The sequence below is a fragment of the Agromyces sp. Root1464 genome, from assembly GCF_001427265.1.
Lineage (GTDB): Bacteria > Actinomycetota > Actinomycetes > Actinomycetales > Microbacteriaceae > Agromyces > Agromyces fucosus.
The window spans coordinates 868,616-881,606 of sequence record NZ_LMFU01000001.1; the positions used below are offsets into that span (position 1 = coordinate 868,616).

The following is a 12,991-nucleotide window of genomic DNA, read 5'->3' on the forward strand; positions in this document are numbered from 1 at the left end:
AGCACGCTCCGGCGCGCTCCCCGGCGGCGGAACGGCCCCGCCCTAGACTGACGCCGTGAAGAGCATCGAACGCCAGGCCCGCGAGTCCACGGAAACCGCGGGCTGGCGCGCACGCAACGCGAACCTGATGGCCGACAAGCCGTTCCAGTGGGCGTTCGTCGCGACCCTCGGCGTCGTGGTCGCGCTCGGCATCGCCGCCGCGTTCGCGAGCATCTCGAGCGTCGTCTTCTCGGTGCTCGCCGCCGCGTTCGTCACGCTCGGGCTCGACCCGCTCGTGCGCTGGTTCGAGCGCCGCGGCCTGAAGCGCGGCGCCGCCATCGTCACCGTCATCATCCTGTTCATCGTCGTGATCGCCGGCATGCTCTGGCTCGTGCTGCCCATCGTCATCACCCAGGCGAGCGCATTCATCAACAGCCTTCCCGCCATGTACAAGGACCTGCAGACGCAGGACTGGTTCCAGGACGCGCAGGCCGGCTCGGGCGGCGTGCTCGGCTCCGTCTACAAGTGGGTCGTCGACACCATCAGCGACCCGAACTTCTGGGCGACCATCGGCGGCGGCGCACTGAACGTCGGCTTCGCGATCATCGGCGGCCTCTCGAGCGCGTTCTTCATCTTCATCCTGACGATCTACTTCACGGCGACCCTCGACTCGTCGAAGCGGGCGATCTACACACTCATCTCGGCGTCGCACCGCGAGCGCGTCGTCGGCTACGCCGAGCGCATCATGCAGAACGTCGGCCGCTACCTCAGCGGCATGGTCGTGCTCGCGTTCTTCAACGCGGTCTACAGCTTCATCCTGCTGCTGCTCGTGGGAGTGCCGTTCGCGCTCGTGATCGCGGTGGCGGCATTCTTCATCACGCTCATCCCGCTCATCGGAACGGTGCTGACGACGGCGGTCATGACGGTGATCGCCCTGTTCGTCTCGCCGGTGGCGGCCCTCATCGTGCTCGTCTTCATGCTCATCTACATGCAGGTCGAGGCCTACATCCTCACGCCGAAGGTCATGAGCAAGGCCGTGCAGGTGCCCGGCTCGATCGTGCTCATCGCCGCGCTCGCGGGCGGCACGCTCGGCGGGCTGCCCGGTGCGCTCGTCGCGATCCCCGTCGCCGCCGGCATCCTGCTCATCATCAAAGAGGTCGTCGTGCCGAAGAAGGCGCGTAGCTAGCGGTCAGTTCCAGATCGACGGCGCCGCCGCGCGAGTGGCGGGCAGCGCGACATCCGTGCCCCATCGCTCCATCCAATCGGGGATGTCGTCGGCGTCCGAGACACCGAGCGCCTCGACGATGTCGGACATCGGCACCGTGCCGCCGCCCTTCTTGAGGAACCGCGCGCGGATGAACCCCTGCGCGTAGATCTCGGGCTCGCCGTCGGCGCCGGGCCGCACATAGCGCTGCTCCATGTAGACGGCCTTGTCGTCGTGGCCGACGAGCCGCGACTCGATCGTGAAGCGCTGCCACAACTGCAGGGACTTCCGGAACGTGATCGTCTCGCTCGCGACGACGGGGTACCAGTTCTTCTCGCGCATCATGGCCCAGACGCCGTTGCGCACGAGCATGTCGAAGCGCGCGACATCCATGATCGAGAAGTAGACGCCGTTGTTCATGTGCCGGTTGATGTCGAGGTCGGTGGGCAGGGTGATGAAGTTCGTGCGGGCGACATCCCAGTGCCCGAGGTCGGGCTTGCGCCGAGACAGGAACAGCACGTGGAGCAGGGTGCGGAAGAACATGTGCATGATCCACGACTGTATGACGAATTCATGGTGGATCATCCGACATTGGCGGAAGCCACAGTCGCGCGACCGGATGCCGCGGCTCTCGTTGTGCGAGCCCGCGACGACTACTCGGCGACGGTCGGCACGCGGTAGCGCAGGTGCGTCGCCCGTGCTCCCTGAACTGCGGAGATCGGCTCGAGCTCCACCCGATGCGGAGCCGCGTCGGGGAAGAGCCGGTCGCCGCCGCCGAGCAGCACCGGAACGATGTGGAGACGCGCCTCGTCGACGAGTCCGAGGGCGAGGGCCTGCCTCGCGACATCCGCACCGCCGATGACGCAGACGGATGCCGCGCTCGCAGCCGCGCCGGCACGGGCGATCGCTTCGCCCACTCCACCGGTGACGAACTCGTAGCGCGAACCGCCTCGAGAGTACGGCTCGTGGGGTCGACTGGTGACGACGAAGCACGGGCGTCCCTGGAACACGGGCTCGTCGCCCCAGACGGCCTCCCGGACGTCGAGCGTGCGTCGGCCGAGCACGAAGGCGCCGGTCGACTCGTAGAGGTGCGCGACGGCGTCGCGATCGACCTCTTCAGCCGAGTCGTCGATCAGGCCGTCGCGGTCGTCGTCGCCGGGCGAACCGGCGAACACCGAGTCGCGCATCCACGAGTGCACCCGCTCCCCCTCGAGCCCGAACGGATGCTCGAGACTCACGCCCACCGCCGCGGTGAATCCGTCGACGGTCATCGTCATCTCGAGGAAGACGTGGGACACGGGGATCAGCCCTTGACGGGCACGTGTCGCTCGTCGACGCCGTTGTAGACCGACAGCGGGCGGATGAGGGCGTTGGACGCCGCCTGCTCCATGATGTGGGCCGTCCAGCCCGTGATGCGGCTCGCGACGAACAGCGGCGTGAAGGTCAGGGTGTCGAAGCCCATGAGGTGGTAGGCCGGGCCGGCCGGGTAGTCGAGGTTCGGCTTGATGCCCTTGCGCTCGCCCATCGCCTGCTCGAGGGCGACGTACAGCTCGAGCAGGTCGGGCCGCTCGTAGTACTCGACCATGCGCTCCATGGCATCGCGCATCGTCGGCACGCGGGAGTCGCCGTTCTTGTAGACCCGGTGGCCGAAGCCCATGATCTTGCGCTTCTCGGCGAGTGCGGTGTCGAGCCAGGCGACCGCGCGCTCGGCGCCGCCGGGGCCTGCCCCGATCTCCTCGAAGGTGTGCATGACGGCCTCGTTGGCGCCGCCGTGCAGCGCGCCCTTGAGTGCGCCGATCGCACCGGTGACCGCGGAGTAGAGGTCGGCGAGCGTCGAGGTGATGACGCGGGCGGTGAACGTCGAGGCGTTGAACGAGTGCTCGGCGTAGAGGATCATCGACACGTCGAAGGCGCTCACGACGGGCAGCTCGGGAAGCTCGCCGAACGTCTGCCAGAGGAAGTTCGCCGAGAAGCCGAGGTCGCCGCGCGGCTCGACGAACTCGAGTTCGTGCCGGCGCCGCTGGTCGTAGGAGACGATCGACGGTAGCTTCGCGAGCAGGCGGATCGACTTGTCGAGGTTGGCCTCGACGCTGTCGTCGGGGGTCGCGGGGTCGCTCGCGCCGATCACCGAGACCGCGGTGCGCACGACGTCCATGGGGTGGGCGGTGAGCGGCAGCTCATCGATGATGCGCTTCACCTCGTGGTCGAGGCCGCGGAGCGAGCGCTCGCGCTCCTCGAACTCGGCCAGCTGCGCGTCATCCGGCAGCTCGCCGTTCCACAGCAGGTAGGCGACCTCCTCGAACGTCGAAGACGCCGCGAGTTCCTGCACCGGGTAGCCGCGGTAGAGCAGGGAGTTCGACTCGGGATTCACCTTCGAGATCGCGGTGTAGTCGACCGGGACGCCGGCCAGGCCCTTGTAGATCTCGGGCGGTGCTGCGATCTCGTGCTCAGCCAATGTGTGCTCCCTTGCGTTGGCGTGGTCTGGATAGGGCGCTTGCGCGTCTATTCGACCGGCGTCTTGGTGACGGTGAAGTTGAAGATACTCGTATCGAAGCGGTTGTAGCCCTCGTAGTCGATGAGTTCGTAGAGATCGGCGCGGTGCTGCATCTCGTCGAGCTTGCCGATGAGCGAGCCCGTCGCCTCGATCGCGTCGAGGCCGCGCACGGCGGAACCCATCGCAAGGCGCAGCAGCGACACCGGCCAGATGACGATGTTCATGCCGACGTCGGCGAGCTGGCGCACCGTGAAGAGCTCGCTCTTGCCGAACTCGGTCATGTTGGCGAGCAGCGGCACGTCGACCGCGGCGCGCACCGCCTCGAACTCGGCGAGCGAACGCATCGCCTCGGGGAAGATCGCGTCGGCGCCTGCATCGACGAGCGCCTTCGCGCGATCGACCGCGGCGGCGAGCCCGTCGACCGCGGCGATGTCGGTACGCGCCATGACGAGGAAATTCGGGTCGCGGCGGGCATCGACGGCGGCGCGGATGCGCTGCAACGCCGTCGCCTCGTCGACGACCTGCTTGCCGTCGAGGTGGCCGCAGCGCTTCGGGTTCACCTGGTCCTCGATGTGGAGGCCGGCGAGGCCGGCGTCCTCCATCTCCTGCACGGTGCGGGCGACGTTCATCGGCTCGCCGAAGCCGGTGTCGGCGTCGATGATCGCCGGCAGCTCGGTCATCCGGGTGATCTGCTTGCCGCGGCCCGCGACCTCGGTGAGGGTCGTGAGGCCGATGTCGGGCAGGCCGAGGTCGGCCGAGAGCACGGCGCCCGAGATGTAGACGCCCTCGAAGCCCTTCTGCTCGATGAGCCTCGCCGAGAGCGGGTTGAACGCCCCGGGGAAGCGCATGATCTCACCGGTCGCGAGTCGCTCGCGGAAGAGCCGGCGCTTCTCGGACGGGGTGGTCGTCGCGTACAGCATCAGAACAGTCCCTCGGGCACCTCGACGCCGACGAGCGCGCCGGGGGCGACGTTGAACGTGAGGCCGCCGAGCTCATCGGGGCCGAGCTCGGGCAGTCGCTGCGCGACGTCGAGGAAGCGCTCGATCTCTTCGGGCGTCAGCGCCCACTCGGCGAGCGTGCGGAACTTCTGCACGTACTGCTCGCGCGCGAACGGCCGGGCGCCGAGCGGGTGCGCGTCGGCCACGGCGATCTCGTCGACGATCTCGCCGCCGTCGGCGAGCTTGATGACGACTCGACCGCCGAACGCCTTCTCGGCGATGTCGTTCGAGTGGTAGCGGCGCGTCCACTCCTCGTCTTCGACCGTGGTGACCTTCTTCCACAGCTCGATGGTGTCGGCGCGGTGGGCGCGCTCGGGCGAGTACGACTCGGCGTGGTTCCACGTGCCGTCCTGCAGGGCGACGGTGAAGATGTACGGGATCGAGTGGTCGAGCGTCTCGCGCGAGGCATCGGGGTCGTACTTCTGAGGGTCGTTCGCGCCCGAGCCGATGACGTAGTGCGTGTGGTGCGAGGTGTGCAGGACGATCGACTCGATGCGCGACGGGTCGTCGAGGATCAGGGGGTACTCGTCGTGGAGCTTGCGGGCGAGGTCGATCCACGCCTGCGCCTGGTACTCGGCCGAGTGCTCCTTCGTGTACGAGTCGAGGATGGCGCGCTTGGCCTCCCCCACCTCGGGCAGCGGCACCTCGTACGAGGCATCCGGCCCGTCGAGGAGCCATGCGACGACGCCGTCTTCGCCCTCGTAGATCGGCACCGGGCTCGTCTGGCCGCGCATCGCGCGGTCGACCGCTTCGACAGCCATCTTGCCGGCGAACGCGGGGGCGTGCGCCTTCCACGTCGAGATCTCGCCCTTGCGCGACTGCCGCGTGGCGGTGGTCGTGTGCAGTGCCTGGCCGATCGCCTGGAAGATCGTCTCCTGGTCGAGGCCGAGCAGGGTGCCGATGCCGGCTGCGGCCGACGGACCGAGGTGTGCCACATGGTCGATCTTGTGCTTGTGCAGCGAGATCGCCTTCACGAGGTCGATCTGGATCTCGTAGCCCGTCGCGATGCCGCGCACGATGTCGCGCCCCGTGAGGCCGCGATTCGCCGCGAGGTGCTGGGCGACGGCGACGATCGGCGGGATGTTGTCGCCGGGGTGCGAGTACTCCGCGGCGAGGAAGGTGTCGTGGAAGTCGAGTTCGCGCACAGCCACTCCGTTGGCCCACGCCGCCCACTCGGGCGACGTGCGGCGCGCGGCATCCGCACCGAAGACGGTGGCGCCGTCGCCGCCGATCGAGACGGGGTGGGCGAGCGCCTGGCTGCGGGCCGAGACGACGGGGCCGCGGGCGATCGAGGCGGCCGCGACAGCTGCGTTGTCGATCACGCGGTTCACCACCATGTCGACGACGACGTCGTCGAGCTCGACCGGGTCGGTCGCGACGCTCGCGAGCTTCCAGGCGAGCTGGCCCTCACGGGCGAGGTTCTCGTCGCTGCGGTGCGTGCGAAGGTGGTGGAGGTGCATGTTGACGGCCCTTTCAGAACTGTTCCAACGGTCAGGCTACGCGGTGCCCATCGGACTGACGAGACTCGATGGATGCGAGTGCGTGACGAAGGCTCATGTGCAGGTGCACATGGCTGGCATGGGCGGCGAGCGAGGCGTCGCCGGCGATGATCGCCTCGACGATCAAGAGGTGCTCGGATGCCGCGGCGCGGAGCCGATCGGGATTGTGTCGGGCCAGTCGCCGCACCCGGACCGAGTGCAGGCGGGCACTGCGGAGCGCCGCGACGAGCATGGGGTTGGCAGTAGCGGCGTCGATCGCCTCGTCGAGCGCTTCGACGGTGTCGTAGTAGGTGCGCAGGCCGTCGTCGCCGCTGTCGAGCAACCGCGGTGCTGCCGCGAGCCGTTCGTGGAGCTCGGTGAATCGCGCCGGGTCGCGGCGGGACGCGGCGAGCCGGGCCGCCTGCTCCTCGAGCGCCTCGCGCAGCTCGTACAGCGCGGTGATGCTCGCGGGCGAGAGTTCGCTCACCTGCAGCACTCGTGCGGAGGCCGCGGTGGCGAGACCATCGGCCTCGAGTCGGGCGAGGGCTTCGCGCACCGGAGTGCGAGAGACGCCGAGCCGGGTCGCCTGCTCGACCTCGGCGAGCGCGGTGCCCGGTGCGAGCACGCCGTCGAGGATCTCCTCGCGGAGCTCCCGATATGCGCGCTCGCTGGCTCTCATGCTCACCCTCCCCCACTTATGTATACGCTGCGGCAGAGGATCGCGCAAATGGTCATCCAGCTTGCGCTTGATGTATACAAACGCTAGGCGGGCGGCCAGACCGGTTCGAAGCGCGCATCGTCGAGCACCCTCGTCGCGAGACCGGGCTCGACCTCGGCGAGCGTCGACGGGTTCCAGCGGGGGTTGCGGTCCTTGTCGATGACCTGGGCGCGGATGCCCTCGCGCAGGTCGTGCTGTTCGATGAACCACGAGACGAGCCGGAACTCCTGCTCGAGGGCGTCTTCGAGGCTGCGCAGCGTGCGGGCGCGGCGCACCGACTCGAGCGTCACGGTGAGCGCGGTCGGCGAGAGCGTCTCGAGCTCGTCGGCGGCGGCGGCCGCGTAGGCGGTCGCGCCGGGGTCGAGCGGATGCTGCGGGAAGGAGCTCGACGAGGCGCCCCCGGTGGTCGCCGTCACCCGTCCGTCGGCGAAGGCACGAAGTCGCTCGATGATCTCGGCGACCGTGGGCGCCGAATAGCAGGCGTCGACCCAGTCGCGAGCGAGCGCGAGCGCCGACGGGCCGGGCGTCTCGTCGAAGAGCATGACGATCTCGGCCGGGCTGCCGGGGTCCGCTCGCTCGGCGAGCGCTTGGATGACGTGCGGCAACCGCTCGGAGGGCACGAACGAGTCGGCGAACCCGGCGTGCATCGCGTCCGCGGCATCCATCGTGCGTGAGTTCAGCGCGAGGTGCACGCCGAGCTCACCCGGGGCTTTCGCGAGCAACCAGCTGCCACCGACATCCGGAGTGAAGCCGATGCGGGTCTCGGGCATCGCGACGCGCGAGCGCTCGGTCACGATGCGGATCGAGGCGTGGCCGGCGAGGCCGATGCCGCCGCCCATCGTGATGCCATCCATCAGCGCGACGACGGGCTTCGAGTAGCGCGCGATCATCGCGTCGAGGCGGTACTCCGCGCGGAAGAACGCCCGGGCCTCGGCGTGGTCGTCGTTCGAGGCGTACGTGTAGAGCTCGCGGATGTCGCCGCCGGCGCAGAAGCCGCGCTCCCCCGCGCCGTCGAGCACGACGACGCCGACCTCGGAGTCGGTGCGCCAGAGCTCGAAGATCGCGGCGAGCTCGCGGATCATCTCGTAGCTGAGGGCATTCAGCGCCTGCGGACGGTCGAGCGTGACGTGGCCGACACCGTCGGCGACGCTCGCGGAGATGTGGTCGCTCACGAGTGCCACCGTAGCCGCATCTCCTGTGGACAGGCGGGCCGCACACGGGCGCCCGCTCGGTACGCTGCCGCGATGATGCATCCGTTCGAGATCGTCGCTGAGCCTGTTCGGCGCAGGATCATCGAGGTGCTCGCGGTCGGCGAGCACCCGGTCGGGATCCTGAACGACGTGATCGCGATGGAGTTCTCGATCTCCCGATCCGCCGTCTCGCACCACTTGCGCATCTTGCGAGACGAGGGCGTCGTGAGCGTCGCGCCCGACCAGGGCTTGCCGCAGTCGCGACTCTACGTCGTGAACGGCGAGTACCTCGAACGCCTCGATGATGCCGTCGGTGAGCTTTTCACCCTGTGGGAGCAGCGCTACGGCACGGGCGTTCGTCGCGCGCCGCAGTTCCCTGCGCACCCTGCGTCGCCGACGCGTCAACCGCACATGCACCGCGCGGGTCGCCGGGGGCAACGCGGCCGCCGCGATGGCCGGCGGAGCGAGCCGCCCGAGTCGGACCACCTCTCGACTGACTGACTGGGGGTCCCTCGGGCTCCAAAGGCTCGACGGGCTCACTTGCTGCCTGCCGACTCGTCGCGCCGACCCTGGCGTCGACCGACTCTTGACCGGATCGGTATGCCAGTTCCCCCTCATCGATGAGGGGGAACTGGCATATCCGAAATGGAAAAGGTTGGGCTGCGGGGTCGCCCGAGCACGTACCGAAGGGGGAGATCCGAAGAACGCCGGAAGGAGCCGCCGACCGCACTCAGGCCGACCGGCCGTACTGCAACCTCACCGCTCCCGGCGGCCACGCGGCATCCGCCCGTATGATCTCGGGGTGGCCCTCGCCAAGATCCTCCTCTACTACGTCTTCACCCCGCTCGCCGACCCCGTCGCCGTGCGCCTGTGGCAGCGCGACCTCGCCGAGTCGCTGGGGCTCCGCGGGCGCATCCTGATCTCCGAGCACGGGCTGAACGGCACGCTCGGCGGCGAGATGAAGGCGCTGAAGCGCTATGTGCGCAAGACCCGCGAGTACCCCGCGTTCAAGCACATCGACTTCAAGTGGAGCGAGGGCACCGGCCTCGACGAGCACGGCGCGAGCACCGACTTCCCGAAGCTGAGCGTGAAGGTGCGCGATGAGATCGTCTCGTTCGGCGCACCCGGCGAGCTCTCCGTCGACGAGCAGGGCGTCGTCGGCGGCGGCACGAAGCTGACCCCCGAGGCGCTGCACGAGCTCATGGCCGAGCGCGGCGACGACGTCGTCTTCTTCGACGGGCGCAACGCCCTCGAGGCCGCGATCGGCCGCTTCGCCGGCGCCGTCGTGCCCGACGTCGAGACGACGCGCGACTTCGTCGAAGAACTCGACTCCGGGAAATACGACGAGCTGAAGGGCAAGCCCGTCGTCACCTACTGCACCGGCGGCATCCGCTGCGAGGTGCTCTCGAGCCTCATGACGAGCCGCGGCTTCGGCGAGGTCTACCAACTCGAGGGCGGCATCGTGCGCTACGGCGAGCGATTCGGCGACGACGGCCTCTGGCGGGGTTCGCTCTACGTCTTCGACCAACGCGGCTCGATCGACTTCAGCGACCACGCGGCCGTCATCGGAACCTGCGCGCGCTGCGGCTCCGCGACCAATCGCACCGCCAACTGCACGGATGCCTCGTGCGACGCGGAGTTCGTGCTGTGCGCGTCGTGCGACACCGCGACCTGCGAGCTGCACGCCGCGGCGTCGACGCCGGTCGAATAGCGGCGACCGCTACCCGACCGACCCGGTCGCCCAGGCCGGCGGCACGAACTTCGCTCCGCCGAACATCGGGTACTCGACGAGCGCGCACTGGTCGGCGAGCTGGGCCCACGGCCGGTTGAGGCCGAAGGTGCCGTACTCGCGCACCTGCGTCACCCGGTCGAGGTCGAGCACGGCGAACAGCACCTCCTCGCCGCCCGAGGCGTGCTGCATGATCGTGCCTTCGGGGTCGACGATCACGCTCTCGCCGACGCCCGACGGCGCCGCGCCGTTCAGATTCACGACGAACACCTGATTCGCGAACGCGTTCGAGCGTGCCATGACGACCTCCATCTCGCGATCGCGGGTCGTGGTGAGGGTCGGCTGGATGATCACCTCGGCGCCGAGCCACGCGAGCTGGCGGGCGACCTCGGGGAAGCTGCCGTCATAGCAGATCGCGAGACCGACCCGACCGACGTCGGGGATCTCGAACGTCGTGAAGTCGCGCCCCGGCTGCAGCTCTTCGTAGGGCCGCCACGGGAAGAGCTTCCGGTAGCGCGCGGCGATCTCGCCCTGCGGGGAGATCGCGACGGCGGTGTTGTAGAGCACGTCGCCGTCGCGCTCGACGAGCGAGCCCGGCACGAGCCACACGCCGAGCTCGCGGGCGAGCGCCCCGAGCCGGTCGGTCAGTGGACCGGGGATCGTCGTCGCCGCGCGCTCGTCGAAGTCGGGGTCGTCGACGAGCATCGGCGCCGGCGCCGCGAGCAGCAGCTCGGGCACCACGACGAGGTCGACGTGGGGACACAGGGCGACGACCTTTCGCACCTGCTGCTCGAACTGCGCCCAGGTGGCGTCGACGTCGCGGGCGACCGCGGCGGTCTGGATGGCGGCGATGGACAGGGTGCGCACGTCAGCGCTCCTCTCGGGTCGGGGAATCGGTGACGGATGAGGGGGTACCGGCCGGGGCATCCGCGGGGTCGGCGATGGTGAAGTCGTGGTCGCGAACCGTGCCGACCGGGATCGTCCGCCGCCCGAAGAACTCGGGGAAGGCCGGCCGCAGTGCCAGCGTGACGACGACGCCGACCACGAGTGCGCCGACACCGATCCAGAACACGGTGCCGACGCCGAGGATCGCCTCGCCGACGTACTCCGGGCTCGCCATGTCGATCGCACTCACGACGAACGCGACGACCATGAGGAGCGCGCCGAGGGCCGGCAGGATGCCGGCGACCACGAGCTGCCGCGGATCGCGGCGGAACTCCGGAGCGAAGTACACGACCGCGGCGATCGCGGTCGCGGCGTAGTACGCGGCGACGAGCAGGCCGATCGCGAGGATCGCGAGGCCGATGAAGTCGGTCGAGAGCAGCGTGAGCAGCACGATCGTGGCGGCGCTGATGCCCGCCCACCACCACGTGGCGGCATTCGGCGTGCGGCGCACCGGGTGCACGCGCGTGATGGCGGCGGGCAGCGCGCGGTACGTCGCCATGCTGAGCCAGCCGCGAGGGGTGCTGACGGCGACGGTGAAGAGCGCAGCGAGTGCCGAGAGGCCGATCGCGAGGGTGATGACGCGCCCGAAGACGTCGCCGGTGGCGAGCGGTCCGAGCACCGAGAGCACGTCGTCGATCGCGGCATCCGAGGTGATGAGCTCGACGCCGCCGAAGCCGAGCGCCGCGACCGAGGCGGCGCAGTAGAGCACGAGCAGGATGACGGTCGAGATCACGACGGCGCGGCCGGGCGTGCGCGAGCGTTCGGTCGTCTCCTCGTTGACCGAGATGAGCGCGTCCCAGCCCCAGTAGATGAACAGGCAGAGGATGACGCCCGCCACGAGGCCGCTCGGGTCGTCGACGGCGAACGGGTTGAACCACGAGAGGCTCACCGGCTCGCCGGTCGAGGGCGCCGTGCCGGCCGCCATCGCGCTGAACGCGCCGAAGCAGAAGCCGCCGATCGCGACGATCTGCAGGGCGATGAGCGCGTACTGCACCCACGCCGCGAGCTGGATTCCCCGCACGGCGATCAGCGCGCTGATCCCGATGAGCGCGACGGCGAGGGAGACCGTCGCGACCGGGTTCTCGGCGACCGCCTCGAGGCCGAAGGTCGCGAGCAGGTACACCGTCGCGACCTGGGCGAGCGCGGCCGTCGCGATGAAGGTCGCGATCTGCGGCACCCAGCCGCCGAAGAACCAGCCGGCGACCGGACCGAGCGCCCGCGAGATCCATACGAAGACACCGCCGCAGTCTGGCATGGCTCGATTGAGGTCGCGGAAGGCGAACGCCGTGAACAGGATCGGCACGAAGCCGAGCAGGAAGGCGGCCGGGGTGTGCACGCCGACGGCGCCGACGACGTAGCCGAGCGTGACCGCGAGGCTGTACGCCGGGGCGACCGCGGCCAGGCCGAGCGCGACGATCCGGCCGAGGCCGATCGCGTCGGGTTTGAGGCCCTTGTCGGGGGCTTCGGCGACGACGGGCGGTACCGCGTCGACAGGGGTGTGGCTCATCGAGTCTCCTTCGACCGAGAGGTAAGTTGAATGGCATTCAAACAACTGCGGGCGGCCTTTGTCAAGGTTTTCGGAACGACATTCAGATTTCGGGCGCGGATGTCTCGCCCGACGCGTCGCGCTGCGGCAGAATGAACGGATGCCCCGCCCCAACCGCCGCGCCGAACGCCGCCTCGCGATCCTCGAGGCCGCTAGGGGCGTCGCCGTGCGCGAGGGCGCCGAGGGCACCACGCTGCGTGCCATCGCGACGGCGGCCGGCATGGAGCCGTCGGCGGTGCTCTACTACTTCGACGGCCTCGGCGAGCTCGTGCGCGAACTCGTCTACGCCGCGAGCGACCGGTTCATCGACACCATCCACGAGGCGGTCGAGGCGGCGACAGGCCCCGCCGCACGGCTCGACGCGGCGATCGAGGCCGGCTCGACCGGCGGGCTCGCGGGCGACGAGTCCCGCATCCTCTACGAGTTCTGGTCGCTCGGGCTGCGCGACGACTCGCTCAACGACGCCGACCATGCCCTCGACCGGCGACAGGTCGCGATCTACCGCGAGATCCTCGACGACGGCATCGCGAACGGGGTGTTCCGGCCGCGTCTGGGGGTCGACGACATCGCGTGGGCTCTCGTCGCCCTCGAAGACGGGCTCGTGATGGACATCCTCGCGGGCACGAAGACCCGCGACGAGGTCACCGCCCTCATCCGCTCGGTCGCCGAGGCGATGCTCGACGTGACCCTGCGGGGCTGAGCGGCCGGGG

The 12,991-nt window shown here is 69.5% G+C and carries 13 protein-coding genes; 4 read left to right on the forward strand and 9 right to left on the reverse strand.

Going from position 1 to position 12,991, the window contains the following annotated elements; translation table 11 throughout:
- The first annotated feature begins 55 nt into the window (after positions 1-55).
- The gene (locus ASD23_RS03960) at positions 56-1,165 is read left to right on the forward strand and encodes an AI-2E family transporter (protein ID WP_056006512.1); all 1,110 of its coding nucleotides are present in this window, start codon (positions 56-58) and stop codon (positions 1,163-1,165) included.
- A 3-nt stretch (positions 1,166-1,168) separates the two neighbouring features.
- Here the strand turns inward: ASD23_RS03960 and ASD23_RS03965 are convergent, their stop codons facing one another.
- From ASD23_RS03965 to ASD23_RS03995, 7 genes are all read right to left on the reverse strand, one after another.
- Positions 1,169-1,732 carry an acyl-CoA thioesterase gene (locus ASD23_RS03965; RefSeq protein ID WP_056006515.1) on the reverse strand — a complete coding sequence of 188 codons (564 nt, stop codon included), beginning with the start codon at positions 1,730-1,732 and terminating at the stop codon, positions 1,169-1,171.
- A 104-nt stretch (positions 1,733-1,836) separates the two neighbouring features.
- Positions 1,837-2,481 carry a dihydrofolate reductase family protein gene (locus ASD23_RS03970; RefSeq protein ID WP_056006518.1) on the reverse strand — a complete coding sequence of 215 codons (645 nt, stop codon included), beginning with the start codon at positions 2,479-2,481 and terminating at the stop codon, positions 1,837-1,839.
- A 5-nt stretch (positions 2,482-2,486) separates the two neighbouring features.
- On the reverse strand, positions 2,487-3,638 hold the full coding sequence (locus ASD23_RS03975) for a bifunctional 2-methylcitrate synthase/citrate synthase (RefSeq protein ID WP_235507620.1): 1,152 nt from the start codon (positions 3,636-3,638) through the stop codon (positions 2,487-2,489).
- Positions 3,639-3,685: 47 nt separating this feature from the next.
- Positions 3,686-4,597: a methylisocitrate lyase gene (gene prpB / locus ASD23_RS03980; protein ID WP_056006521.1), complete on the reverse strand. Its 912-nt coding sequence runs from the start codon at positions 4,595-4,597 to the stop codon at positions 3,686-3,688.
- Positions 4,597-6,135, reverse strand: coding sequence for an MmgE/PrpD family protein (locus ASD23_RS03985; protein WP_056006524.1), 1,539 nt, complete (start codon positions 6,133-6,135; stop codon positions 4,597-4,599). The genes prpB and ASD23_RS03985 overlap by 1 nt, the downstream gene beginning before the upstream one ends.
- 31 nt (positions 6,136-6,166) lie before the next feature.
- Positions 6,167-6,832 (reverse strand): GntR family transcriptional regulator, encoded by a 666-nt coding sequence (locus ASD23_RS03990; protein WP_056006526.1) that lies wholly within the window; start codon positions 6,830-6,832, stop codon positions 6,167-6,169.
- 83 nt (positions 6,833-6,915) lie between these two features.
- Positions 6,916-8,043 (reverse strand): enoyl-CoA hydratase/isomerase family protein, encoded by a 1,128-nt coding sequence (locus ASD23_RS03995; RefSeq protein ID WP_056007807.1) that lies wholly within the window; start codon positions 8,041-8,043, stop codon positions 6,916-6,918.
- Between the two features lie 72 nt (positions 8,044-8,115).
- On the opposite strand from ASD23_RS03995, the gene ASD23_RS04000 reads away from it, so the two are divergent.
- Together ASD23_RS04000 and trhO are read left to right on the forward strand one after the other, a co-directional pair.
- A complete protein-coding gene (locus ASD23_RS04000; RefSeq protein ID WP_056006529.1) occupies positions 8,116-8,562 on the forward strand; it encodes an ArsR/SmtB family transcription factor in 447 nt (148 codons plus the stop codon).
- A gap of 301 nt (positions 8,563-8,863) precedes the next feature.
- Positions 8,864-9,772: an oxygen-dependent tRNA uridine(34) hydroxylase TrhO gene (trhO, locus tag ASD23_RS04005; RefSeq protein ID WP_056006533.1), complete on the forward strand. Its 909-nt coding sequence runs from the start codon at positions 8,864-8,866 to the stop codon at positions 9,770-9,772.
- A 9-nt stretch (positions 9,773-9,781) separates the two neighbouring features.
- Here the strand turns inward: trhO and ASD23_RS04010 are convergent, their stop codons facing one another.
- Positions 9,782-10,657, reverse strand: a complete 876-nt coding sequence (locus ASD23_RS04010) for a carbon-nitrogen hydrolase family protein (RefSeq protein WP_056006536.1) — start codon at positions 10,655-10,657, stop codon at positions 9,782-9,784.
- Between the two features lies 1 nt (position 10,658).
- Positions 10,659-12,242, reverse strand: coding sequence for an APC family permease (locus ASD23_RS04015; protein WP_082571164.1), 1,584 nt, complete (start codon positions 12,240-12,242; stop codon positions 10,659-10,661).
- A gap of 139 nt (positions 12,243-12,381) precedes the next feature.
- Here ASD23_RS04015 and ASD23_RS04020 point away from each other — a divergent pair, with 139 nt between their 5' ends.
- Entirely contained in the window at positions 12,382-12,981 is a 600-nt protein-coding gene (locus ASD23_RS04020; RefSeq protein WP_056006539.1) for a TetR/AcrR family transcriptional regulator, read from the forward strand.
- Positions 12,982-12,991 lie beyond the last annotated feature (10 nt).